We start from the raw sequence: 23,678 nt of genomic DNA on the forward strand, positions 1-23,678 counted from the left end.
GCGGCCGGGTGACGGCTCCACCGTCGGCGACCTGCCACTGTCCCCGGTCACCAGGTCGCCGTACGGGCCGCAGGGCGTTACGCTGCCCGGCATGGCCGTACGGGGCTGGGGAGGAACGTCGGCGACCGCGTTCGGTATCGCCGCCGGTGCGGGTGCCGCCCAACTCGGCATCGGGTACGGGCTGGGCATCGTCAGCTGGACGCCCCCGGAGTCCGGGGTCGGCGGATCGTCCGGGACGCTCTGGGCGGCGAGCCTGGGCTGGGCCACCTGGATCGCGGCCACCTCGACCATCGCCGGGGCGGTGGGTGCGCAGCGCCTGGCCGCCACCGGAACCCGCGCCACTCCCGGGGACCGCGCAGGCACCGGTCCGGGCGGTGTCCTGTGCGCCCTGGCCGGGGCACTCGGCGCGCTGGTGACCGTGCTTCTCGTGGCGGTCCCGGCCCGCGCGGCCGTCCCGACCGACACCGCCGCGCCACAGGCCATGGCCGCCGCCTACACCGGGGCGGGCCTGCTGGCCGGCTTCCTCGTCGCGGTCTGGGCGCAACGCTCGCCCCCGGCCGCCACCAACATCGTCGCCAGCATCGGCTGGCTCTGGTCGCTCGCGGTGGTCGCGGTCGTGGACGGAGTCCTCGCGGGCCGTGGGATGACCGGTGTCCAACTCGGGTTCTGGCAACTCGCCACCGACCGACCGGGGTTCCGGGCCGCTGACCACCTCTCCTGGCTGGCGGTAGTGCTGCCGCTGGGTTCGGCCCTGGTCATCGGCGCGCTGACAGCGCGTCGGGCCGCCCGGTCGACGTACCGACGCGTCGGGGCGGCGGCCTCCGGCGCGGCGGGGCCGTTCCTGGTCGCCGTCGCCTACCTGCTGACCCTCCCCCGGTTGCCCGAGCTCCGCGCCGAGCAGGTCACCGCGCAACTCGTCGCCGCGTACGCGGTGGTCAACGGGCTCGCCGGCTCGGTCCTCGTCGCCGCGCTGGCCCAGCGACGGGACGCGGCCACCGCAGCTCTCCGTCCCGACGCCGAGGCACCGGCCGACACCGACGCGCCCGGGACCGGGACCGGTGCCACCATCGGGGCGGCCGAGGGGGAAACCTCAGCACCGGCCGCGTCCGGTCCGGATCAGGAGGCGGACGTCAGCGCCACCGCCGACGTCGGTGCCGTAGCGCGCGACGCCACCGGGACGCCCCGGGTGGTGGACGTCGGCCCGGAGCCGGCCGGTGCCGTTTTCCCCGCTGCCGGTTCCGGTCCGACCGGCGGTGCTCCGGACACCGCCGACACCGCAGCGGCCGACCCCGGCGGGGCAGCCACCGCCACCGACGCCGGCACCGGGCGACGTCGGGCCGGCAGGGCGACGCCGAAGGTACCCCGGCCGCGCCGGGCGGAGCCGCTCGCCGACAGCGTGCCGGCCAGCGCCCCGGGCGGCAGCAGCGACGAGCCCGCCCCCGTAGCGGACCCGGACGGACCGGACGACGGGCCCGGCACCCCCTCCACCGCCGGGCCGACGGCGGAGCCCCGCCCACGGGGCCGGACCGGGGCCCGCCGGGCCCGGGACTGATTGCCGGTCTCAGTCGACCGGCCAGGTGTGCACCGGCTCGTTGGTGCCCTGCAACTCGGCGTAGCGCCGGACCATGTGGTGCAGTGCCGCGCCGCGGTCCATCCCCCGGTGCCGCTCCGCCGCCCAGACCGTCTCGGTCTGCCAGACCGCGCCGTTGCGGCCGGTCCGGCAGCGCTGCTCGATGATGCCGAGCAACCGGTCCCGCTCGGCCGGGTCGACGCCGAACCGGTCCAACCCGGTCGCCGCCTTCGGCAGCAGGACGTCGAGCACCAGTTGGGTGACCGGCACGTCGCCCAGTCGGGGCCAGTGCAGCACCGCGCCCATGCCGCGCCGGGCGGCGGCGTGGAAGTTCTCCTCGGCCGAGCTGAAGGTGAGCTGGCTCCAGATGGGGCGGTCGGACTCGGCGAGACCACGGGCGAGCCCGAAGTAGAAGGCCGCGTTGGCCAGCATGTCCACCACGGTGGGGCCGGCGGGCAGCACCCGGTTCTCGACCCGCAGGTGCGGACGGCCGTTCTTGACGTCGTAGACCGGCCGGTTCCAGCGGTAGACGGTGCCGTTGTGCAGGCGCAGTTCGCTCAGCTCGGGAACCCCACCGCTGTGCAGCACGTCGACCGGGTCCTCGTCGTCGCAGATCGGCAGCAGCGGCGGAAAGTACCGGACGTTCTCCTCGAACAGGTCGAAGATGGAGGTCACCCACCGTTCACCGAACCACACCCGGGGGCGTACCCCCTGGGCCTTCAGTTCGTCCGGTCGGGTGTCGGTGGCCTGCTCGAAGAGGGCGATCCGGGTCTCCGCCCAGAGCTGACGGCCGTACAGGTAGGGGGAGTTCGCCCCGACCGCGACCTGGACCCCGGCGATGGCCTGGGAGGCGTTCCAGTAGTCGGCGAAGCTGTCCGGGGCGACCTGGAGGTGGAACTGGAGACTGGTGCAGGCCGCCTCCGGGGCGATCGAGTCGGTGTGCGTCTGTAGCCGCTCCACCCCCCGGATGTCGAGTTCGATGTCCTCGCCCCGGGCACCCACGATCTGGTCGTTGAGCGCCCGGTAGCGCTCGTCGGTGGAGAGGTTCTCGGCCACCAGGTGCCGCTCGGTCAGGGTCGGCAGGATCCCGACCATGACGATCGTGGCGTCGGAGTCCGCCGCCCGCTCACCGGCCCGGTTCAGGCTGCCCCGCAGGTCCTCCTCGTACTCGGTGAAGCCCCGGCCGCCGATCAGCCGGGGGTTGGCGTTGAGTTCCAGGTTGAACCGGCCCAACTCGGTCTGGAAGAGCGGGTCGGCGATGTCGGCGAGGATCTCGTCGTTCCGCATCGCCGGCTCCGCCGCCGAGTCGACCAGGTTGAGTTCGATCTCCAGTCCGGTCATCGGACGGTCCGCGTCGAAGCCGAAGTCGTCGAGCATCAGTGCGAACACGTCCAGACACCGTCGGACCTTCTGCCGGTAGCGGACCCGGTCCTCTCGGGAGAAGGCGCCCTGCGCGACGTCCCTGCCCATCTGTCCTCCCGGCGCGAGGCGCGGTCGACACGGTCCGGGGGACCGGCGACGGCGCGTTCCGAACTTCCACGTTAGGAGCACCGCCCTCGCCGGGACCAGCGGTCACGACCCCGTGTTCGACACGGGCCGCGGCCATGGTCCGGCGGGAAGGCGCCCGCCGTATCCCTACCCGATCGGGGCCGGCACGGCACAGCACGATCAACGAGCAACCCGTGACAAATCGCACCCGCCCCGCCGCAGACGACCCACCCCTCCGGTACGGTCACCCTACCTTTTATCCACGTTCGTTGATGCCTTGGAGTCGCCCGGGGTGTTCCGCCCGACCTCGCCCGACCAGTGAAACCCGATCCACTTGTGACCCTGGGCCAGCATGGTGGTGCCACGCGACGAAATGGCCACCCTCGGGCGTCCAACAAGTGCCGGACACCCGGATCGCCACCCCGGCCACCCGACAGTTAATTGCATTAGCAGCTATCCACTGTGCAAAATCTTCCTCGTCAATGACTGATAGGATGCCCGAGTGACCAAGAACGTCTTCGACGACCCCCGGATCACCGCCGTCGGCCTTCTCGTCGAGGCACATGCCGGCCTGTCGACCCGATTCGCCACGCAATACGAGGAAAACGGCCTTTCCGCTGTCGAATTCGAAGTACTCACCCGACTCGCCCGGTCACCGGGAAACCAGCTACGGATGACCGATCTGGCCGCACAGACCTCCCTCTCCACCAGCGGGGTCACCCGGGTGGTGGACCGGATGGAACGGGACGGGCTGCTCTGCCGCCGGGCCTGCCCCTCCGACCGTCGCAGCTCGTATGCGGTGGTGACCCGGTCGGGCCTGGACCGGCTCAACGAGACCCTGCCCGGACACTTGAGGATCATCGAGCAGTGGTTCACCGGCCAGCTCGAACCGCAGGAGCTGGCCGCGCTGCTGCACGCACTCCGCAAGGTTCGCGACGCGGTGCACCCGGGCGCCACCGCAGGCAGCCAGGCCACCGATCCCGGTAATGCGGAAACGATGGAACCGGAGCATTCCGGTGTCCGTTCCGGGCGGCGGCGATAGCCGGACCTCGACAGGTCGCCCGGTCGGTGGCAGCGGGGGCGCGCACCGGCAGAACGACCGGCAGAATTGGCCGACGCCCACCATCATCCCGGAGGAAATGGACAACAGCGTCGAAGGGGCCCCGCTAACCTTCTTTCAGCGGGGATACCGGGGGGTGAGGGCGCGAGCGATGAGCGAGGGGTAGCACCACAAAGGGGGCTTCTTCGCTCGCGCCTTCCCGGAACAGACGACGGTCCGTGGCAGACCGCACGACCACCGTTACCGGTGTCCCGCCGCCCGATGTTCTGCCGATCCGACGCCTCCGCTGCACCGGTATCCGTCGGCACCCGACATCAGCTGGCCCGGTCTCCACCGACCGACTGGCCGGCACTTACTCAGGGGCGGGCCGCCGTCAGGACGTAGAGCAACGCCTCCTCCTGCGGCAGCAGCCGGATCCCGTTCTCCCGGCAGACCTTGTCCAGCCGGTCGAGCAGCGTGCCGTCACCGGTGCTCGCAGCCAGTCCGACCAACGCCTCCACGGCACCACGCCGGGCCCGGCCGACCGCCTCCGCCGCCGCCGCGAACCACTCCGCCGCCACGTCCCGGTCCCCCCGGTGCAGGGCGATGGTCGCCTCCAGCAGTGCGGAGAAGCCGTCCTCGACGCGGTCCGGCCCCCACTGCGCCGGCACGGTCGCCCGGAGTTCCGCCAGCACCTCGCCCGCCTCGACGAACCGTCCGTCCTGGGCGAGCGCGAGACCCACCGTGCCCAAGGCCCGACGGCGGTGTCCCGGCTCACCGAGTTCCACGAGTGCCGCGAGAGCCCGGCGCCCGTGCTCGACCGCGTCGGCGTACCGCCCCTCCAGGCGGGCCACCTCGGCCAGGTCCGTCCGGGCCAGCACCCGGATCCGCTGCTCCCCGCACTGGCTCGCCAACCGGTCGACCGCGGCCAGCCGACGCCGCGCCGCAGCCAGGTCGCCGGCCCGGACGTCGTGCCAGGTCAGGCTGCGCTGGGCGATCGCCATGTCGCGGGTCCGGTCGTGCCGGCGGGCCATCGCCAGCGTGGCCTCCGCCTGCTCGCGTGCCTCGTCGTGCGCGCCGGCGCAGATCAGGAGCGTGCAGAGGACACCCTGCGCGTCGAGTTCCCCGGCGACGTCCCCGAGGCTCCGGAAGACCGCGAGCGCGTCCCGGGCCGCCGGGACGTCCACCGGTTCGACGCCGTGCACGGCGGTGAGCCGGGCCAGCCCGAGCGTGGCCGACGCCCGTACCGCCGGATCCGCGTCGGCGGTACGCGGATCGGCCAGGAGCCGGCGAAGCCACTGCCGCCCCGCCCCGTCCCGTCCGCGCAGCCGCAACCACCGGGACAGTCCCGCCGCCATGCGCAGGGCGGTGTGCGGATCGTCGCCGGAGGCGTGGCCGAGGGCGGCCACGACGTCGCTGGTCAGCTCGTCCAGCCGGTGCAGGGCACCGATCATGCGGGGACCGGTCAGCTCGGGCTCGGCCCGGACCACCAGCCGCAGGACGATCTGCGCGTGCCGACGTCGTACGGCTGCCTCCTCACCGGCCGCCACCAGTTGCTCGGTGGCGAAGTCGCGCACCGCGTCCAGCAGCCGGAACCGGAACGACCCGGTGCCCCGGACACTCAGCAGGCCGAGTTCGAGGAGACGGTCGAGCAGCGGCACCGGGTCGGCCGTCGCCTCCGCCCCCTCCCCGGCGAGCATCTCCTCGGCCATGCCGACGGACCACCGGTTGCGGAAGGCGGCGAGGCGGCGCAGCGCCGTCCGCTCGTCCGGCGCGAGCAGGCGGTAGCTGGTGGCGACCGCCTCGCGCAGGGTCACCGTCACCGCCACTCCACGGGGGGACGGTGGAGCCAGGTCGAGGACCCGGTCGCCGTACCGGTCGAGCAACTCGTTCAGGTCGAGGATCCGGCCCCGGGCCGCCATCAGCTCGATGGCCAGTGGCAGACCGCCCAGTCGACGGACCAGCGCGGCGAGGGCGGGCAGTTCCGCCGGGGCGGGCGGCTCCCGGCGTACCTGTGCCAGGCGGGCGGTGAAGAGCCGCACCGCCGGGTACCCGGCCAGGCCCGAGGGGTCCGCTCCGGGCTTGTCCTCCGGTGGCACGTCGAGCGGCGGCACCGGCCAGACCCGCTCGGTGGGCAGGCCGACCGGGTGCCGGCCGGTGGCGAGCACCCGCAGCTCGGGCAGGATCCGGGTCAGTTGGTCCAGGGCCTCGGCCACCGCCTCCGGCGCCCGCTCCACCGCGTCCACCAGCAGCAGCGCCGGAACGCCGGTGAGCCGGGTGACGAGTTCGGCCGGGCCGGTGGCACCGAAGACCGCCGCCGCCGCGGAGAGCACGCACCCGGCGTCGGAGCCCTCACCGACCAGCACGCCCGCGACCCCGCCGGGGTACCGGTCCGCCACCCGACGGGTGACCGCCATGGCCAGGGCCGACTTCCCGACCCCGGCCAGCCCCACCAGACTCACCACGGGCGTGCCACGGTCGCGCCGGAGCAGCCGGGTCAGCTCGGTGAGGTCGTGGTCCCGGCCGATCAGGTCGACCGGGGGCGGCAGGTCCGCGGACAGTCGGCGGAACGGGTCGGTTTCCTCGACCCCGGACCGCGCCACGGGCACGGCGGGCGTCGGGGCGCCGGCGGGCGGAGCGATCCCGGCCGGCGGGCGCACGGCGACCGGCGGGGCCGTTCCCTCGGGCGGTTCGGTCGGCGTCCGGCCCCGGGCGACAGCCCGGAAGGCGGCCCGGTCCGGACCGCTCAGCCCCAGCGCGTCGGCGAGCAGGTCGACGGTGGTCCGTTGGGGTCGGGACGAGCGGCCCCGCTCCAGGTCACGGACGGTGCGTACGCCGATTCCGGCCCGGGTCGCCAGCTCGGCCTGGGTGAGGCCGGCGGCGAGCCGGTGCCCGCGCAGCAGTGCCGGCAGGACGGCACCACCGGCCGAACTCCGCGAACGACCATGATCGGGAGCCATGGGCAGGAAGCGTACGGACCCGGTACGACGTTCGACAGTCGACCGTCGTGCTGCCGACCGAGCGCCACAGGATATCCGACAGTAGAGCCGGTCTGATCAGCGAAGGTCCCGGACCGACCACCTGTCGATCACCGCTTCCGGCGTACCCGGGATCCTGCTCGTGGTCGTCTCTCACATACCCAGGTCGCGGGCGATGATCATGCGCTGGACCTCGCTGGTGCCCTCGCCGATCTCCAGGATCTTGCTGTCCCGCCAGAACCGGGCCACCGGGTACTCGTTCATGAACCCGTACCCGCCGTGGATCTGGGTGGCCTCCCGGGCGTTGTCCACCGCGACGGTGCTGGCGTGCAGCTTCGCGATGGCAGCCTGGCGCTTGAACGGCTCACCGGCGAGCATCCGCGCCGCGGCGTCGTAGTACGCCAGCCGGGCGGTGTGCGCCTTCATCTCCATGTCGGCGATCTTGAACTGGATCGCCTGGTAGTTGCCGATCGGCTGGCCGAACGCGTGGCGCTCCTTCGCGTACTTGATCGACTCGTCGACGCAGCCCTGGGCGAGGCCGACGGCGAGCGCGGCGATGGCGATCCGCCCCTCGTCGAGGATCCGCAGGAACTGGGCGAAGCCCCGGCCCCGCTCGCCGAGCAGGTTCTCCGCCGGCACCCGGCAGTCGTCGAAGGTCAACTCGTGGGTGTCCGAGGCGTTCCAGCCGACCTTGGAGTATCCGGGCGCGACCGTGAACCCCGGCGTCCCGGAGGGCACGATGATCGTGGACAGTTCCTTCGTGCCGTCCGGCCGGCGGCCGGTGACCGCGGTGACGGTGACCAGCGCGGTGATGTCGGTGCCCGAGTTGGTGATGAACGCCTTCGAACCGTTGATCACCCACTCGTCGGTGCTCTCGTCCAGGACCGCCCGGGTCTGGGTGCCCCCGGCGTCCGAACCGGTGCCCGGCTCGGTCAGCCCGAAGCCGGCCAGCGCCTCACCGCTGAGCAGCTTCGGCAGCCACCTGCGCTGCTGCTCCTCGGTGCCGAACCGGAAGATCGGCATCGCGCCGAGCGAGACCGCCGCCTCCAGGGTGATCGCCACACTGGAGTCCACCCGGGCCAGTTCCTCCAGGGCGAGGCAGAGCGCGAAGTAGTCGCCGCCCATGCCGCCGTGCTCCTCCGGGAAGGGGAGCCCGAAGAGTCCCATCTTGCCCATCTGGCGGATCACCTCGTACGGAAAGGTGTGCCGCTCGTAGTGCTCGGCGATGACCGGCGCGACCACGTCCCGGGCGAAGTCCCGGACGCTCTCCCGCAGCGCCTCTTGCTCCTCGGTGAGCCGGAAGTCCATGGATTCCTCCTGTGTGGGACAGGCTGCCGCCGGACGCTCGTGACGCCGGACGCAGCGGGGTCGTACCGACGCCCTGGGGTCAGACCGGGGTGACGCCGTGCCGGCGCCGGGAGAAGTGGCGGTCCTTGCTCCGCGCGGCGGTGAACCGGCGGATCAGCTCGGCCCGCAGTTCGTGCGGCTCGACGATCGTGTCGACGACGAGTTCGCTGGCGAGCCGGACGACGTCGATGTCCCGCTCGTACTCCTCGCGCTTCGCGGCCACGAAGGCGGCCCGCTCGGCCTCGTCCTCGATCGCGGCGATCTTGTTGGCGTAGACCGCGTTCACCGCGGCCTCCGCGCCCATCACCGCGATCTTCGCGGTGGGCAGGGCGATCGTCGCGTCCGGCTCGAAGCCGGGGCCGGCCATCGCGTAGAGACCCGCGCCGTACGCCTTGCGCACCACCACGCAGATCTTCGGTACGGTCGCCTCGGAGATCGCCGTGATCATCTTCGCGCCGTGCCGGATGATGCCCTGCTTCTCCACCGCGCTGCCGACCATGAACCCGGGCACGTCGGAGAGGAAGAGCAGCGGCACGTTGAACGCGTCGCAGAGCTGCACGAACCGGGTGGCCTTGTCGGCCGAGTCGACGAAGAGCACCCCGCCCTTGAACATCGAGTTGTTGCCGACGACCCCGACGACCTCGCCGTCCAGCCGGCCGAAGCCGATGGTCAGCTCCTTGGCCCAGAGCGCCTGGATCTCGAAGAAGGAGTCGTCGTCGAGCAGGCCCTTGACGTACCGGCGCATGTCGAACGCCTGGCGCTCGCTCGCCGGCACCAGCGCGGCCAGGTCGACCTTGGCCGACGCCGCGACGGCGGGGGCGGCCGGCGGCGCCTGCGTCCAGTTCGCCGGCAGGTACGACAGGTAGCGCCTGACCACGTCGAGCGCCTCGGCCTCGGTCTTGCAGAGGAAGTGGCCCACGCCGGACTCGGCGCAGTGCACCTTGGCCCCGCCCATCGCCTCCAGCGTGGTCTTCTCCCCGGTGACCATCTCGACCATCCGGTCGGAGCCGAGGTACATGCTGGCGTTGCCCTCGACCATCGCGACCACGTCGCAGAACGCCGGGATGTACGCCCCACCGGCGGCGCTCGGCCCGAACAGCGCGCACACCTGCGGGATCGAGCCGGAGGCGCGGACCTGGTTCCAGAAGATCTTGCCGGCGCCCCGCCGGCCGGGGAAGAGTTCGACCTGGTCGGTGATCCGCGCGCCGGCCGAGTCGACCAGGTAGACCATGGGCACGCCGGTGTCGTAGGCCCGCTCGATGATCCGGATGATCTTCTCGACGGTCCGCGCGCCCCAACTCCCGGCCTTGACCGTGGAGTCGTTCGCCATCAGGCAGACCTGCCGCCCGTCGATGGTGGCCGTGCCGGTGACCACGCCGTCCGCCGGCAGGCCCTCGGCCAGCGCGTTGGCGTAGAGGCCGTCCTCGACGAAGGAGCCCTCGTCCACCAGGAGCGCGACCCGCTCCCGGGCGAAGAGCTTGCCCTTGGCCGCGTTGGCCGCGTGGTACTTGTCCGCGCCGCCGGCCCGGACCCGCTTACGGAGCTGCTCCAGTGCCTCACCGTCGAGCGTCACGCCGACCCCCTCGCCGCCTTGCGGGCCGCCCGGCCCCACCGAACTGAACGATCGTTAGGCTATCCGATCCTCGCCCTTCCCGGCGAGTCCGGCACACCGGCACGGGCGAGTCCGGCACACCGGCCGCCACGATCCACTCCATTGCGCCGAAACAGGGGTGTCCGGTGGCGCCGGACGGCGCGATATCGGCGGAATGGAGTGGATCGTGGCGGGGCCCGGGTTCGGGGTCAGCTGGGGAGCGGGGTGAGCCGGGATCGGGGGCCGGCGCGGAGGACGCCGGAGGGGAGTTGCCGGCCGACCAGTCGCTCGGCCAGCTCCGCCACCTCGAGCAGCGCGTCCAGGTCGATCCCCGTGTCGACGCCCATGTCGTGCAGCATGTGCACGGCCTCCTCGGTGGCCAGGTTGCCACTCGCTCCCGGCGCGTACGGGCAGCCGCCGAGACCGCCGACGCTGGCGTCGAACTCGGTGACCCCGAGTTCCAGCGCGGTCAGCATGTTCGCCAGCGCGGTGCCCCGGGTGTTGTGGAAGTGCAGCAGCACCGGGACGTGCGCGTTGCGGTCGCGTACCTCGGTCAGCAGTTCCCGGACCCGGCGCGGGGTCGCCATGCCGGTGGTGTCACCGAAGGCCACCCGGTCCGCGCCGTCGCGGACCACCCGGTCGACGATGCCGGCGACCCGGCGCGGGTCGGTGTCCCCCTCGTACGGGCAGCCGAAGCTGGTCGCCACGATCACCTCGGCCTGCGCGCCCGCGCCGTGCAGCAGGTCGATCAACTCGGCGATGTCGTCCAGCGACTCCTCCGTCGAGCGGTTGACGTTGCGCCGGTTGTGCGTGTCGCTCGCGGAGACCACCACCTCGATCTCGTCGAACCCGGCGGCGAGAGCCCGCTGCGCGCCCCGGGTGTTCGGTACCAGCGCGGAGTAGCGCACCCCCGGCGTCCTCGTCGCCCGCCGCCACACCTCGTCGGCGTCGGCCATCTGCGGAATCGCCTTCGGGTGCACGAACGACACCGCCTCGATCCGCCGTACGCCGGTGCCGGAGAGGGCGTCGAGCAGCCGCACCTTGGCGTCGGTCGGGATCGGCTCCTCGTTCTGGAGCCCGTCGCGCGGTCCGACCTCGCGGATCGACACGGAGTCTGGCATCTGGCTCATCGGTCACCTCACTGTGACGTGGTCTCTGGTCCCTCCGGCGCCCGCATCGGCCGGGCTGCGGCGTCGCCCGGTGCCCGTCACCGCCCCGCGCGGGGCGGGGGTCGGCCGGCAACGGGACGACGTCCCTCCCAGGGAAGCAGAGCCGGGGTGGCCGATGCCAGCCGCCCGGACGTCGGAAGCGCCGGAGCCACGGTTCGCTCGCTCTCCCGGGCAGCCGCACCGGCTGTCCGCCCGCCCGGCCGCGCCGGGTCGTCGCAGACGACCCACGGAGCCGCAGACGACCCACGGAGTCGCAGACGACCCACGGAGTCGCAGACGACGCAGGGAACTGCCGCCGCAGCGCGCGCTTAGCCGAGGTCGCCGGCCCCGGATCGCACCACAGGTGCGTCGCTCACCCGATCGGATTAGCCCGTCCGTGGCGTCCTGTCCGCCGCCCTGCCGGATCGGTCCACCCCAACGTCCATGCTGATCCGACGTGATGGATCGCCCCGGCGATGGTCGATAGGTTGGGTCACGGCGTGACGGTCGGCGCCGGAGTCCGGCGCCGACCATCCGTACGCCGTCCGGGATCAGCGCTGCGACGGTCCTTCCAAGAGCTCAGCAGCGCACCGGAATGCGGCCGAGAGGGCACCGGCGCAGGCGCTGATGTCCTCTCGGCCCGACAGTGTCGCGACCACCAGTGCGGCGTCGGTCCCCAGGGAGGCCATCCGCAGCCCTCGGACCGTCCGGCGCCGGGTCATCGGGCAACGTCCCGCGTCGTCGTTCATCCACCGTCCTTTCGTTGATCTTTCGTTGCCGGGCCGGTGTCCGGCGGACCATTTCCGACGGGCCGGGAACCACTCGACCGCCACCGTTCCCTGCCCGCTTCTCCAACGATCAACAGGCCGGGCGGTGCCCGGCGGACAGCCGGATGACGAGGACTTTTCTGGCCGGCTTTTCTGGCCGGATTCGTTGGCAGCACGGCTGATCCGGTTACCGTGGGAACGTCAGGTGTCCTATCCGGACGGCGGCGCGGCGGTCGTTCCGCGACGACCGGAGCTATCGGCCACGGTCTTTGATCGGAAGATGTACAAATACGGGTCCGAGTCATGTGCTCTGTGGAAGGACCGACATGACCAACGACAACGCTGTGCCGTCCGGGCACCGGCGGCGGACCCGACACCGGCTGACCGACCGTGATCGGCTCGCCGAGCAGCTCACCCGGTACTGGGGCGACAGCGAGGTGGCGACCTACGCCCTGGCGGTGAGGGACCTGGTGGAACAGCACGCCGGGATCGGGCCGGTCGACACCTGGCGGCGGGCCGCCGTCGAGATCGCGTGCGCCCAGGCCCGACCGCAGGGCGAGCAGGCGGTCCGGCGGGCCAGGAAGGACGAGGGCAACCTGCGGCGGCTACGGAAGAAGCTGTCCTGGAACTTCGGCGTACGCAGCCGGGGTCCGCGCTGGCTCATGGTGGAACTGCTGGTCCGGCACCTGGTTCCGGCCGACGAGCAGCGGGTGACCCGGCGTCGGCTGGCCACCCTCTACCGGGCGGCCCGGGGCCGTTACCCGAAGGGTTTCCTCCCGGATGCCCCCGACCCGGTCCCGGCACCGGCCCCCGGAGCCGGCGAGGCCCCCCTCGTCGAGATGCTCCAGCGACAGCAGACCGAACTCAGGGACCGGCTGGACGCCAGCCAGGCGGAGGTCCTGCGGCTCCGGGCCGACCTCGCGCAGCTGACCGGCCCCCCACAGCGGGCCGAGCCGCCGTCGGACGGGGTGAACGACGACGGCTCCCCGCCGCCCCGTACCGGTCGGAACGAAGGACACTTCGGACGCCTGAGCAGGCTGGACGAGGGTCCGGTACCCCGACGCTCTGGCCGGGCCGACCTGGTGGCCCCCCGGTCGTCCGGCCCCGCCGGGGTGACCTTCCGGATGGACGAGTTCGGGCACGGCAGGCTCCGGACCACCGCCGGTCCGGTCGATCGCCACACCCCGTCGGCACGTCCGGTCGACCGGTTCCCGCAGCCGGGGGCCGGGTCCGCCGCGCCGAACACGGCCTGGCGGCGGCCACCGGGTTGACGAACGCCCGGTCCCCGGTCGGGCCACCCGACCGGGGACCGGTACCCGTCAGCACATCCGCGCGACCGGCAGCGGTCAGCGCATCCGGCCGACGATGCCGGTGTCGTAGTCGCCGGAGACGAACTCGGCGTTCTCCAGCAGTTCGGCGAAGAAGGGCAGGTTGCACTTCGGGCCGACGATCTCGAAACCGGCCACCGCCGTCCGGGCCCGCTCGATCGCCTCGGCCCGGTCCGCACCGGAGACGATCAGCTTCGCCATCAGGGAGTCGTAGAACGGGGTGACCGTGTTGCCGGCGACGTAGCCGGAGTCGACGCGGACACCCGCACCGGTCGGCTCGGTCCAGGTGCTGACCGCACCCGGGCCGGGCAGGAACCGCTTCGGGTCCTCCGCGTTGATCCGCAGCTCGATGGCGTGTCCGGTCGGGGCGAGCGCGTCCGGGTCGAAGGTCGGCGCGAGGCCGGCGGCGACCCGGAGCTGCTCCTCGACCAGGTCGACCCCGTAGACCAGCTCGGTGACCGGGTGCTCCACCTGGAGCCGGGTGTTCATCTCCAGGAAGAAGAACTCCTCGGCTCCGGCGTCCCCCTCGACGCCGTGCTGACGCGGCACCAGGAGACACTCGACCGTGCCCGCGTTGCGGTAGCCGACCGCCTCGCCGGCCCGGACCGCCGCGGCGAGGAGTCGTTCCCGCAGTTCCGGCGAGACCGCCGGGGAGGGCGACTCCTCGACCAGCTTCTGGTTGCGCCGCTGCACCGAGCACTCCCGCTCGCCCAGGGCCACCACCCGGCCGTCGGCCAGGCCGAGGATCTGTACCTCGACGTGACGTACCCGGGGGAAGTACCGCTCGATGAGCACCGAGCCGTCACCGAACATCCGCTCGGCGAAGCTGCGCACCTTGTCGTACTCGGTCCGCAGCGCGGCCTCGTCGACGGCCACGCCCATGCCCATGCCGCCGCCCCCGGCCGCCGCCTTGACCATCACCGGGTAGCCGATCTGCGCCGCCGCGGTCACCGCCGCGTCCAGCCCGGCTGCCGGCTCGGTGGTCCCGGGCGCGACCGGAACGCCGGCCGCCGCCATCAGGTTCCGGGCATTGATCTTGTCGCCCATCGCGGTGATCGCATCCGCGCCGGGTCCGACCCAGATCAGCCCGTTCGCCTCGACGGTACGGGCGAAGTCGGCGTTCTCGGAGAGGAAGCCGTAGCCGGGGTGGATCGCCTGGGCGCCGGTGGACTTGGCGGCGGCGATGATCGCCTCGGCGTTGCGGTAGCTCTGGGCCGGGTTGGCCGGTCCCACGCACACCGCCTCGTCTGCCTCGGTGACGAACGGGAGTCCCGCGTCCGCCTCCGAGTGGACCGCCACCGTCCGGATCCCGAGCCGCTTGGCGGTACGGATGATCCGGCGGGCGATCTCGCCGCGGTTGGCGACCAGCAGCGACTCGATCATGTTTCCTCCATCGTCCTGGGGTGGTGGACGATGTCAGGAAACCACGTGTCGGCCGTCCGCTACGACTCGGTCCGCGCCAGCAGGGCGCCGAGCGTCGCGCCGCGCAGCAGCTCAGCCCGGCGACGCCGGTCCACCTCACCGCCGAGGAACGGGGTCGAGTTCATCAGACCGAACGCGGCGTGGGCGAGCACCCGGGCCTCCCCGTCCGGCAGGCCGGGGTGGAGCGCGGTCAGCACGTTCACCCACTCCTCCACGTAGAGCCGCTGCAACCGGCGGATCGTCCGTCGGGGCTCGTCGGGGAGGCGGTCCAGCTCGTTGAGGTGCAGCGCGATCACCGCCGGGTGCGCCAGCGCGAAGTCGACGTGGAAGTCGATCAACGACTCCAGCACGGCACGCGGATCACCGGGGTGACCGCCGGCCCGCTCCCGGCCACCGGCGAGCAGCCCCTCGCTGACCGGGATCAGAGCGGCGGCCAGCATCGCCTCCTTGCCGGCGAAGTGGTGGTAGAGGGCCGGCCCGGTCACGCCGGCCGCCGCGCCGATGTCGTCCATGGAGACGCCGTGGTACCCCCGGGCGGCGAAGAGGCCGACCGCGATGTCCAGGATCTCGTCCCGGCGGGACCGTCGCCGGCCCGTACCCGTCGTACCGTTCGTCCCGTTCGTCCGGCCCCGTACCGCCTGTTGCTCCACCGTCACCCGGCAAGCGTAATCCGATGTCAACCGCCCGCCGCCAATGGTTTGCCCGCCGGGGCCGGCACGACCCCGGCGAACCCGCTCGGTGCGGCTGGCCGGGCGGGGCGACCCGGCCCGGCCCGGCGGCCGGCTGCCGTCACGGGTTGAGGCCGCCGGGCTGGTCGCCCTGGACGACGGGGGCCCGGACCAGGTTGCCCCACTCGGTCCACGAGCCGTCGTAGTTGCGCACCTGCGGATAGCCGAGCAGGTGCCGCAGCACGAACCAGGTGTGGCTGGACCGCTCGCCGATCCGGCAGTACGCGATCACGTCGTCGTCCGGGCTCAGCCCCAGTTGGTCGGCGTAGATCGCGCGCAGTTCCTCCGGGGCGCGGAACGTCCCGTCCTCGTTCGCCGCCGACTTCCACGGCTTGTTCACCGCGCCGGGAATGTGCCCGCCGCGCAGCGCACCCTCCTGCGGGTAGTCCGGCATGTGCAGCATCTCGCCGGTGTACTCGCCGGGGGACCGGACGTCGACCAGTGGCAGACCGGCCGCCACGTGCGCCATCACCTGCTCGCGGAACGCCCGGACCGGCGCGTCGTCCCGGGTGGGCACCGGGTACTCGGCGCGCGGGCGGGCCACCTTCTCCCGGGTCGTCTCGCGTCCCTCGGCGATCCACTTCTGCCGTCCACCGTCGAGCAGGCGGACGTCACGGTGACCGAAGAGCGTGAAGACCCAGAGGGCGTACGCGGCCCACCAGTTGAAGTTGTCCCCGTAGAAGACCACCGTGTCGTCCCGGCCGATGCCCTTGGCGGCGCACAGTTCGGCGAAGCTCTTCGCGTCGAGGTAGTCCCGGGTGACCTGGTCGTTCAGCTCCAGGTGCCAGTCGATCTTGACTGCCCCGGGAAGGTGGCCGGTGTCGTAGAGGAGCACGTCCTCGTCGCACTCCACCACGACCAGGCCCTCGGTGCCGAGGTGCCCGGCCAACCACTCGGTGGTGACGAGACGCTGCGGGTCGGCGTACGACTGGAGACGGGGGTTCGGATCGCTCGGCACGGCCATGAGCCCCAAGGTACGCCCGATCCGGACAGTCGGCGCGGGAACCGGTTCAGGCCCGGCGGTGCACCAGCCGGCCGGCGACCACGGTGGCGACGCAGCGGCCGTCGTCGGCCAGCACGGTCAGGTCGGCCCGCCCACCCGGGGCGAGCGTCACCGGTCCGGGAGCGGCCAGCACGGCCACGTCGCTCCGCTCGACCACGGCCCGCAGGCCGGGCTCGTCGAGATGGTCCGCCAACACGGCGGTCGCACCGAGTCGGAACAACACGTGCACCCGCTCCCGGGGGGTCGGGGCCGGCGGGAGCGGGCCGGCGTGTACCCGCCCCGGGCCGAGCGTGCCGACCCACCACCGCACTCGGGCCCCCGGATACGCCCCGCGCAGCTCGTCGACCGGCCCGACGGCGGCGATCCGGTCGCCGTTCACCACCACGGCCCATCCGGCCACCGGTTCGCCGTCGGACCCGTGCCGCAGCCGGGTGGCCGCGTGGACGGTGGTCGCCACGGCGCTAGTCCGGGACCGGGCCGAGTTGCGGCCGCTTCGCCGTGACGAGGTCGCCGGAGGACCGGCCGGTCAACCGCCGTTTCACCCACGGGGCCAGGTGCCGGCCGGCCCAGCGCAGGTCGGCCGCGCGGGCGGCCAGCCAGGGCGTCGGCTCCGGGTGCGGGGGGACGAGCAGCCACTCCTCGTCACAGCCCACCCCGAGCGCGGTCAGCACCTGCCCGGCCACCCGCCGGTGCCCGGCTGCCGACAGGTGCAACCGGTCGGTGCTCCAGAGCAGCGGATTGAGGTAGGTGTCGTCGGCGTACAGGTCGACCAGGATCGCGCCGTGCCGCTCGGCGGTCTCGCCGACCGCTCGGTTGAGCAGTTGCGTCCGGGGCGCGACCATGCGCTGACCGGGCAGGCGGGCCATCACGTCGGCGAACCGGAACAGCAGCACGTCCGCACCCCCGGCCCGCAACTGCCGGACCGTGTCGTCGAAGCGGCTGACCAGCGCCTCCGGGTCGAACCCGCGGCGCAGCGCGTCGTTGCCGCCGGCCGCGAGACTGACCAGGTCCGGGCGCATCGCCAGCGCGGCGGGCACCTGGTCGGCCGCCACCTGCGGGAAGAGTTTGCCCCGGACGGCGAGATTGGCGTACCGGAAATCGGGGCCGGCCTCGGCGGCGAGCCGGGTGGCCACCAGATCGGCCCAGCCCCGGTAGGTGCCGTCCGGGTACGCGTCGTCCATACCCTCGGTGAAGCTGTCCCCCAACGCCACGAAGCTGCGCCAGCGCACGTCGTCCCTCCCCGTCGTCCGGTGCCGTCGAGTCCCGGTGTCACAGCGGGAACCAGTCTCGCACCGACCACCACCGGCCCGGCGTCGGCGTGGGGTCGAACGTGGGCCACCGCACCCGACAATTCGGATGGTCGGGCCGGTCCTCCGCCGTACGCTGCGCCCATGATGTTGCGGATGTCGACCCTGCTGCTGCGGACCCTGCGGGAGGACCCGGCGGACGCGGAGGTGCCGAGCCACCGGCTCCTGCTGCGCGCCGGCTACGTACGCCGGGCAGCGCCGGGCGGCTACACCTGGCTGCCCCTGGGCAAACTCGTGCTGGACCGGGTGACCGAGATCGTCCGGTCGGAGATGACCGCGATCGGCGGCCAGGAGGTGCACTTCCCGGCGCTGCTGCCGGCCGAGCCGTACCAGGCCAGCGGGCGGTGGACCGAGTACGGCGACGACATCTTCACCCTGACCGACCGGCGCGGCGCGCCGCACCTACTCGGCCCGACCCACGAGGAACTGGCCGCCCTGCTGGTCAAGGATCTGTTCACCTCGTACCGGGACCTCCCGGTGACGCTCTTCCAGATCCAGACCAAGTTCCGCGACGAGGCCCGGCCCCGGGCCGGCCTGCTGCGCGGGCGCGAGTTCCTGATGAAGGACGCCTACTCGTTCGACCTGGACGAGGCGGGCCTGCGCGAGGCGTACGGCCGGCACCGGGCGGCGTACCGGCGGATCTTCGACCGGTTGGGACTGGAGTACACCGTGGTCAGCGCGATGTCCGGGGCGATGGGCGGTTCGGCCTCGGAGGAGTTCCTCGCCACCACTGCGGTCGGCGAGGACAGCTACGTCGCCTGCACCGCCTGCGACTACGCCGCCAACACCGAGGCGGTGACCACGCCCGCCCCGCCGGCCGGCGACCCGGCCGCGCACCCGCCGGCCACCGTCCACGACACCCCGGACACCCCGACCATCGCCGCCCTGGTCGACCTGGCCAACACCCGCCGCCTCGGCGGGCGGGACGACTGGCGCGCCGCCGACACGTTGAAGAACGTCGTGCTCTCGCTCCGTCGGCCCGGCGCGGACGAGGCGGAGCTGCTGGTGGTCGGGGTGCCCGGCGACCGGGAGGTGGACCTGCGGCGGATCGGCGCAGCCCTGCACCCGGCGACGGTCACCGTCTTCGACGGGTTCACCGACCGGCCGGAGCTGGTCCGGGGCTACCTCGGCCCGCAGGTCATGGCGAAGCTCGGCATCCGTTACCTGGTCGACCCCCGGGTGGTGGACGGCACCGCCTGGCTGACCGGGGCCAACGAGCCGGGGCGGCACGCGGTCGACGTCGTCTGTGGACGCGACTTCGTCCCCGACGGCACGATCGAGGCAGCCGACGTACGCCCCGGCGACCCCTGCCCGGCCTGCCCCGACGGAGAACTGACCATGCGCCGGGGCATCGAGGTCGGGCACGTCTTCCAACTCGGCCGCCGGTTCACCGACGCGTTCGCGGTGGACGTGCTCGGTCCGGCCGGCAAGCCGGTCCGGCCGCTGATGGGCTGCTACGGCATCGGGATCTCCCGGCTGGTCGCCACCATCGCCGAACAGCACCACGACGAGCGGGGACTGTGCTGGCCGGTGGCGGTCGCCCCGTGTGACGTACACCTCGTGGCGGCGGGGAAGGGGCCGCAGCTCGACGCGGCGCTCGACCTCGGCGGACGTCTCGCCGCCGCCGGCCTGCGGGTGCTGGTCGACGACCGGACGCACGTCTCGGCCGGGGTGAAGTTCACCGACGCCGAGCTGGTCGGCATCCCGCGCACCGTCGTGGTCGGCCGCCGTCTCGCCGACGGGTACGTGGAACTGCGCGACCGCCTCCGCGGCGACCGTACGGAGCTGCCGGTGGCCGAACTGGTCAGCACGCTCACCGAATCGTGCGGGATGCCGGCCGACCTGGTGTAGCAATGCCACCACTGGGTACGGCTGACATATTTGCTGGGTCAATTCTCGGAGGCTCTCGATGTCCGGTTACCGGGTCAGTGACGTGATGACCCGACAGGTGGTCTACCTGTCGACGGAGACGCCCCTGGACGAGGCGGCCAGGGTGATGAAGGAGGCGGACATCGGCGACGTCGTGGTCACCGACGGCGCCACTCTCGCCGGCATGCTCACCGACCGGGACATCGTGGTCCGCGCGGTGGCCGAACGCCTCGATCCGGCCACCACCACGATCGGCTCGATCATCACCCGTGAGGTGGTCATGATCGAGCAGCACTGTGCCGCCTCCGAGGCGGCGACCCTGATGCGCGAGCGCGGCGTCCGGCGGATCCTGGTCTGCGACGTCGACCGCAAACTGGTCGGGATCGTCTCCCTCGGCGACCTGGCGATGCAGCTGGATCCGAACTCCGCGCTCAGCGAGATCAGCGAGAAGGCACCGGTGGTGTGAGGTGGTTGCCGGGGCCCTCTCCTCGACGGAGAACGGCAGGAGGGGACCTCGGCAACCACCCCGGTAGCCTGGCGGGATGCCCGAGATGCCGGTCAAGCTTGCCGAGATCGTCGACGACTTCGCCGCCGCCCCGCGCGAGGTGGTGCTCGAGATGCTGCTGGAGTTCGCCGACGTCATTCCTCCGCTCCCGCCGGAGCAGGTGGGCCACGAGGGCATGGAGCAGGTGCCCGAGTGCCAGACGGCGTTCTTCCTCCGCGCCCGGGTCGCCCCGGACCGGACGGTGACGACTCTCTTCGACTGTCCGCCGGAGGCGCCCACCACCCGGGCCTTCGCCGGCATCCTGGCCGAGGGTTTGGCCGGGGCCAGTGCCGACGAGGTGCTCGCCGTCCCGGACGACCTGTACCAGCGGATGGGGCTCGCCCAGGCGATCAGCCCGTTGCGGGTGCGCGGCGGCACGGCGATCCTGGCCCGACTCAAGCGCCAGGTCCGCGAACAGGCCGGCTGAGGCGACGCCGACGGAGCAGGGCGTGACCGCCGGACCGGCACCGGGAACAGATGCGCCGGGCGGCGGGTTGACCCGGGGCATGGAGATCGAGGTCTACGCCGACGTGGTCTGCCCCTGGTGCTACGTGGGGAAGCGCCGGCTGGAGCAGGCCCTGGCGGCTTACCAGGGAGAGGTCACCCTCCGCTACCGGCCGTTCCAGCTGGATCCGAGCCCGGTGTCCGGACCCCGACCGCTGATCGAGGGGTTGGGCGCGAAGTTCGGCGGGGTGGAACGAGCCCGGCAGATGGCGGACCACGTCACCGGGGTGGCCGCCGGGATGGGGCTGACGTTGGACTTCGACCGGGCGCTCACCGCGAACACCTTCGACGCACACCGGGTGATCCGGTTCGCGGACGGACGGGGGCGAGCGGCAGACATGATCGAGGCGCTCTTCCGGGCGCACTTCACCGACGGCGTCGACATCGGCTCGCGCGCTGACCTCGCCACGCTCGCCGGCACGGTCGGCCTGGACGCCACCGAGGTCCGCGATCTCCTCGACTCGGACACCGGGGTCGCCGAACTGCGGGCGGCACTGACGGAGGCCCGGAACATCGGGGTGACCAGCGTGCCGACCTTCGTCCTCGCCGGCAGGTACGTGGTCAGCGGTGCCCAGGAGCCGGAGACGCTCCTCGCCGCCCTGGCCGAAGTGGAGCGCCGGGAATCCTCGGCCGACTGACCGCACGGGCGCGACGCCCGATGCCACTGCACAGGGCCGCCCGATGTTTCACGTGCAACAACATCGGCGCGGGTCGATCACTTGACCGGCGTGGCCAGCCCTTCGACCACCTGCGCGTGGGGCAGCGCAGCGAGCGCCGCTCCCGGCAACGCGATCTTGCTCTGCCGCACGCCGGACCCGACGATCACGTACGGCACGGCGACCACCCGACTGTCCACCAGGACCGGCCACCCGTCGGGCAGGCCGATCGGGGTGATGCCGCCGTACTCCATCCCGGTCGACTCGACCGCGTCGGCCATCGGGGCGAAGCTCGCCTTCCGGACGTCCAGCGCCCGTCGGGCTGTTCCGTTGACGTCGACCCGCGTGGTGGCGAGGACGACACACGCCGCGTAGCGGACGCTGCCTTCCCGTTTGCCGGCCACCACCACGCAGTTGGCCGACTCGGCCAACCCCACCCCGTACGCGGCGCAGAAGGCGGCGGTGTCGGCGAGCGTGGCGTCGATCGGCGCGACCAGCACCTGCGCCACGTCGACCGGGGCGTCGGCGGGCCACCGTCCGAGCGCGGCGGCGACCGGCGGCGCGAGCAGGTCCGGCCGGTCACCTGCGGGCTGCGTCTCCAGCGTTCCCATCACACCGGCGATCCTCGCATCCGGCCAGCGGAAACACCCGTCGGGGACCTCCGGCCGGGCTCCGCCGGTCCCGGTCAGCTACCGGCGAGGAAGCTCTCCGGCACGAAGGGCCGCTCCTGCGGCGGGCCGGGTCGCAGCGCCTCCGCCCGGCGGGCGTCCAGGTCCTCCAGGGCGTGCCGGACGGCCAGCCGGATCACGCCGTAGAGGAAGACGAATCCGGCGACGTACAGGATCGTGACGAAGGCCAAGGTGAGCATGCGGCCACGGTAGGGCGAACGTGAGCCGGGGACGGGTTCATCCGACCAGCGTCCCCCGGACGGGTGTCAGCCGGCGGCCGGCACGACCCGTCCGGCGACCACCGCGCCGAGCAGCGCCAGCCCGGCGGAGACCGCCAGGGCGACGACGTAGGTCGCCGGGTCCGGCCCCGAACCGGCGGCGAGCAGCGCGCCGGTCAGCGCCAGCACGGCGGCGGCGCAGAGCGCGTCGCCGAGTTGCAGGGAGGAGCTGTTGCGTCCCTGTTCACCGGGGGCGGACAACTCCAGGGTGAGCACCGACAGCGACGGGTAGGTCAGCCCCATGCCGAGCCCGGCCAGGGCCCAGCCGAGAAGACCGACCGGCACCGGGACGGCCGGCCACACCGTGAGGGCGAAACCCGTGATGCCGGCAGCGATGCAGACCAGCCCGGCGCGCGGCAGCGTCGCCCGGGAACGTGGTTCGGGCAGCCGTCCCTGCAACCAGGAGCCCGCCGACCAGGCGATCGCCCCGACGGTCAGGGCGATCCCGGCGGCGGTCGGGGAGAGCCCCCGCTCCCGGGACAGCAGCAGCGGCATCACCACCTCCGCCCCGACGAACGCCGCCGACGCCAGCCCCCGCAGCCCGACGACGGTGGGCAGCCCCCGACCGGCGCGCAGGACACCGGCCGGTAGCAGGCGTGGCGCGCACCCGGCCAGCCCGACCAACGCGGCGGCCACGAGACCGACGGCGAGCGGACCGCGCTGCTGCCCCCCGTAGTGCAGCAGTGCGGCGCTCGCCGCAGCCCCGCAGGCCCAGCCGATCCGGGCCCCGGCGTCCCGGGGCGCCCGGGTGCCGACCGGCACGCCGAGCGACCGCAATCCCGGGTGGACGAGCAGCACCGCCGGAACGGCGACGGCCGGGACCGCCAGGAAGACCCAGCGCCAGCCGACGTGTTCCACGACCAGTCCGGCCAGGGCCGGTCCGACCAGCGACGGTACGACCCACGCGGCGGCGAACGCCGCGAATATCCGCCGGTGCAGTGCCTCCGGGTACACCCGGCCGACGATCACGTAGAGCGCGACCGAGAGCAGCCCCGAGCCGAAGCCCTGCACCACCCGCCCGACGACCAGCATCTCCATCACCGGCGCGGTGCCGGCGAGCAGCAGCCCGGTGACGAACCAGGCGACCCCGTGCCACATCGGCACCCCAGGCCCACGGGCGTCGCACCAGATGCCGGAGAGCACCATGGCGAGCACCCCCGAGGCGAACGCCCCGCCGAAGGCCAGCCCGTAGAGTGCCAGGCCGTCGAGGCTACGGGCGACCGTGGGCATGGCGGTCCCGACCGCCAGCGCCTCGAAGGCGAGCAGCGAGATCAACGCCACGCTGCCCACCGTTATCGCCCGCAGGGGCGCGGCGAGCAGCCGATCCGCCACGACGGGCGGCGCCGAATCGACGACCATCCGCCCACCCTGAGCCCTCAACCCGACTTCAGGTCAATCCCACCGTGACCCGGATCTCGCCCTCCATCCCGCGCCGCGGCTCGT

General features: G+C 72.9%; 20 protein-coding genes. 7 read left to right on the plus strand and 13 right to left on the minus strand.

What is annotated here, in order from left to right:
- The first annotated feature begins 91 nt into the window (after positions 1-91).
- Positions 92-1,552, plus strand: coding sequence for a hypothetical protein (locus AB0F58_RS05330; RefSeq protein ID WP_357138164.1), 1,461 nt, complete (start codon positions 92-94; stop codon positions 1,550-1,552).
- A gap of 9 nt (positions 1,553-1,561) precedes the next feature.
- Here the strand turns inward: AB0F58_RS05330 and AB0F58_RS05335 are convergent, their stop codons facing one another.
- On the minus strand, positions 1,562-3,040 hold the full coding sequence (locus AB0F58_RS05335) for a glutamate--cysteine ligase (RefSeq protein ID WP_357138167.1): 1,479 nt from the start codon (positions 3,038-3,040) through the stop codon (positions 1,562-1,564).
- Positions 3,041-3,560: 520 nt separating this feature from the next.
- Here AB0F58_RS05335 and AB0F58_RS05340 point away from each other — a divergent pair.
- Positions 3,561-4,100, plus strand: a complete 540-nt coding sequence (locus tag AB0F58_RS05340; RefSeq protein ID WP_357138170.1) for a MarR family transcriptional regulator — start codon at positions 3,561-3,563, stop codon at positions 4,098-4,100.
- A 374-nt stretch (positions 4,101-4,474) separates the two neighbouring features.
- Here the strand turns inward: AB0F58_RS05340 and AB0F58_RS05345 are convergent, their stop codons facing one another.
- The 4 genes from AB0F58_RS05345 to AB0F58_RS05360 form a co-directional block, all read right to left on the minus strand.
- A complete protein-coding gene (locus AB0F58_RS05345) occupies positions 4,475-7,057 on the minus strand; it encodes a helix-turn-helix domain-containing protein (protein ID WP_357138173.1) in 2,583 nt (860 codons plus the stop codon).
- Between the two features lie 171 nt (positions 7,058-7,228).
- Positions 7,229-8,383, minus strand: coding sequence for an acyl-CoA dehydrogenase family protein (locus AB0F58_RS05350; protein ID WP_357138176.1), 1,155 nt, complete (start codon positions 8,381-8,383; stop codon positions 7,229-7,231).
- Between the two features lie 79 nt (positions 8,384-8,462).
- Positions 8,463-9,995, minus strand: coding sequence for an acyl-CoA carboxylase subunit beta (locus AB0F58_RS05355; RefSeq protein ID WP_357138179.1), 1,533 nt, complete (start codon positions 9,993-9,995; stop codon positions 8,463-8,465).
- Positions 9,996-10,222: 227 nt separating this feature from the next.
- Positions 10,223-11,134, minus strand: coding sequence for a hydroxymethylglutaryl-CoA lyase (locus AB0F58_RS05360; protein ID WP_357138740.1), 912 nt, complete (start codon positions 11,132-11,134; stop codon positions 10,223-10,225).
- A 1,120-nt stretch (positions 11,135-12,254) separates the two neighbouring features.
- Between AB0F58_RS05360 and AB0F58_RS05365 the strand changes: the two genes are divergently transcribed.
- The gene (locus AB0F58_RS05365; protein WP_357138181.1) at positions 12,255-13,199 is read left to right on the plus strand and encodes a hypothetical protein; all 945 of its coding nucleotides are present in this window, start codon (positions 12,255-12,257) and stop codon (positions 13,197-13,199) included.
- A gap of 75 nt (positions 13,200-13,274) precedes the next feature.
- Here AB0F58_RS05365 and AB0F58_RS05370 read toward each other — a convergent pair whose 3' ends face one another.
- The 5 genes from AB0F58_RS05370 to AB0F58_RS05390 all read right to left on the minus strand — a co-directional run bounded on the left by AB0F58_RS05370 (position 13,275) and on the right by AB0F58_RS05390 (position 17,638).
- Entirely contained in the window at positions 13,275-14,639 is a 1,365-nt protein-coding gene (locus AB0F58_RS05370) for a biotin carboxylase N-terminal domain-containing protein (RefSeq protein WP_357138184.1), read from the minus strand.
- 59 nt (positions 14,640-14,698) lie between these two features.
- Positions 14,699-15,328 (minus strand): TetR/AcrR family transcriptional regulator, encoded by a 630-nt coding sequence (locus AB0F58_RS05375; protein WP_357138742.1) that lies wholly within the window; start codon positions 15,326-15,328, stop codon positions 14,699-14,701.
- Between the two features lie 139 nt (positions 15,329-15,467).
- On the minus strand, positions 15,468-16,370 hold the full coding sequence (locus AB0F58_RS05380; protein ID WP_357138187.1) for a sulfurtransferase: 903 nt from the start codon (positions 16,368-16,370) through the stop codon (positions 15,468-15,470).
- Between the two features lie 46 nt (positions 16,371-16,416).
- Positions 16,417-16,866, minus strand: a complete 450-nt coding sequence (locus AB0F58_RS05385) for a hypothetical protein (RefSeq protein WP_357138190.1) — start codon at positions 16,864-16,866, stop codon at positions 16,417-16,419.
- A 4-nt stretch (positions 16,867-16,870) separates the two neighbouring features.
- Positions 16,871-17,638: an SGNH/GDSL hydrolase family protein gene (locus AB0F58_RS05390; RefSeq protein WP_357138193.1), complete on the minus strand. Its 768-nt coding sequence runs from the start codon at positions 17,636-17,638 to the stop codon at positions 16,871-16,873.
- Between the two features lie 162 nt (positions 17,639-17,800).
- On the opposite strand from AB0F58_RS05390, the gene AB0F58_RS05395 reads away from it, so the two are divergent.
- From AB0F58_RS05395 to AB0F58_RS05410, 4 genes are all read left to right on the plus strand, one after another.
- Positions 17,801-19,567: a proline--tRNA ligase gene (locus tag AB0F58_RS05395; protein ID WP_357138196.1), complete on the plus strand. Its 1,767-nt coding sequence runs from the start codon at positions 17,801-17,803 to the stop codon at positions 19,565-19,567.
- Between the two features lie 58 nt (positions 19,568-19,625).
- The gene (locus tag AB0F58_RS05400) at positions 19,626-20,051 is read left to right on the plus strand and encodes a CBS domain-containing protein (RefSeq protein WP_357138199.1); all 426 of its coding nucleotides are present in this window, start codon (positions 19,626-19,628) and stop codon (positions 20,049-20,051) included.
- Between the two features lie 76 nt (positions 20,052-20,127).
- Positions 20,128-20,556 (plus strand): SufE family protein, encoded by a 429-nt coding sequence (locus AB0F58_RS05405; protein WP_357138201.1) that lies wholly within the window; start codon positions 20,128-20,130, stop codon positions 20,554-20,556.
- 79 nt (positions 20,557-20,635) lie between these two features.
- Positions 20,636-21,271 (plus strand): DsbA family oxidoreductase, encoded by a 636-nt coding sequence (locus AB0F58_RS05410; protein WP_357138744.1) that lies wholly within the window; start codon positions 20,636-20,638, stop codon positions 21,269-21,271.
- A gap of 77 nt (positions 21,272-21,348) precedes the next feature.
- Here AB0F58_RS05410 and AB0F58_RS05415 read toward each other — a convergent pair whose 3' ends face one another.
- The 3 genes from AB0F58_RS05415 to AB0F58_RS05425 form a co-directional block, all read right to left on the minus strand.
- A complete protein-coding gene (locus AB0F58_RS05415; protein ID WP_357138204.1) occupies positions 21,349-21,900 on the minus strand; it encodes a YbaK/EbsC family protein in 552 nt (183 codons plus the stop codon).
- A gap of 74 nt (positions 21,901-21,974) precedes the next feature.
- Positions 21,975-22,157, minus strand: coding sequence for a hypothetical protein (locus AB0F58_RS05420; protein WP_357138207.1), 183 nt, complete (start codon positions 22,155-22,157; stop codon positions 21,975-21,977).
- Between the two features lie 66 nt (positions 22,158-22,223).
- Positions 22,224-23,594 (minus strand): MFS transporter, encoded by a 1,371-nt coding sequence (locus AB0F58_RS05425; RefSeq protein WP_357138210.1) that lies wholly within the window; start codon positions 23,592-23,594, stop codon positions 22,224-22,226.
- Positions 23,595-23,678: the final 84 nt, after the last annotated feature.

Origin of the sequence: Micromonospora sp. NPDC023956, assembly GCF_040639195.1 — a bacterium.
Classification (GTDB): domain Bacteria; phylum Actinomycetota; class Actinomycetes; order Mycobacteriales; family Micromonosporaceae; genus Micromonospora.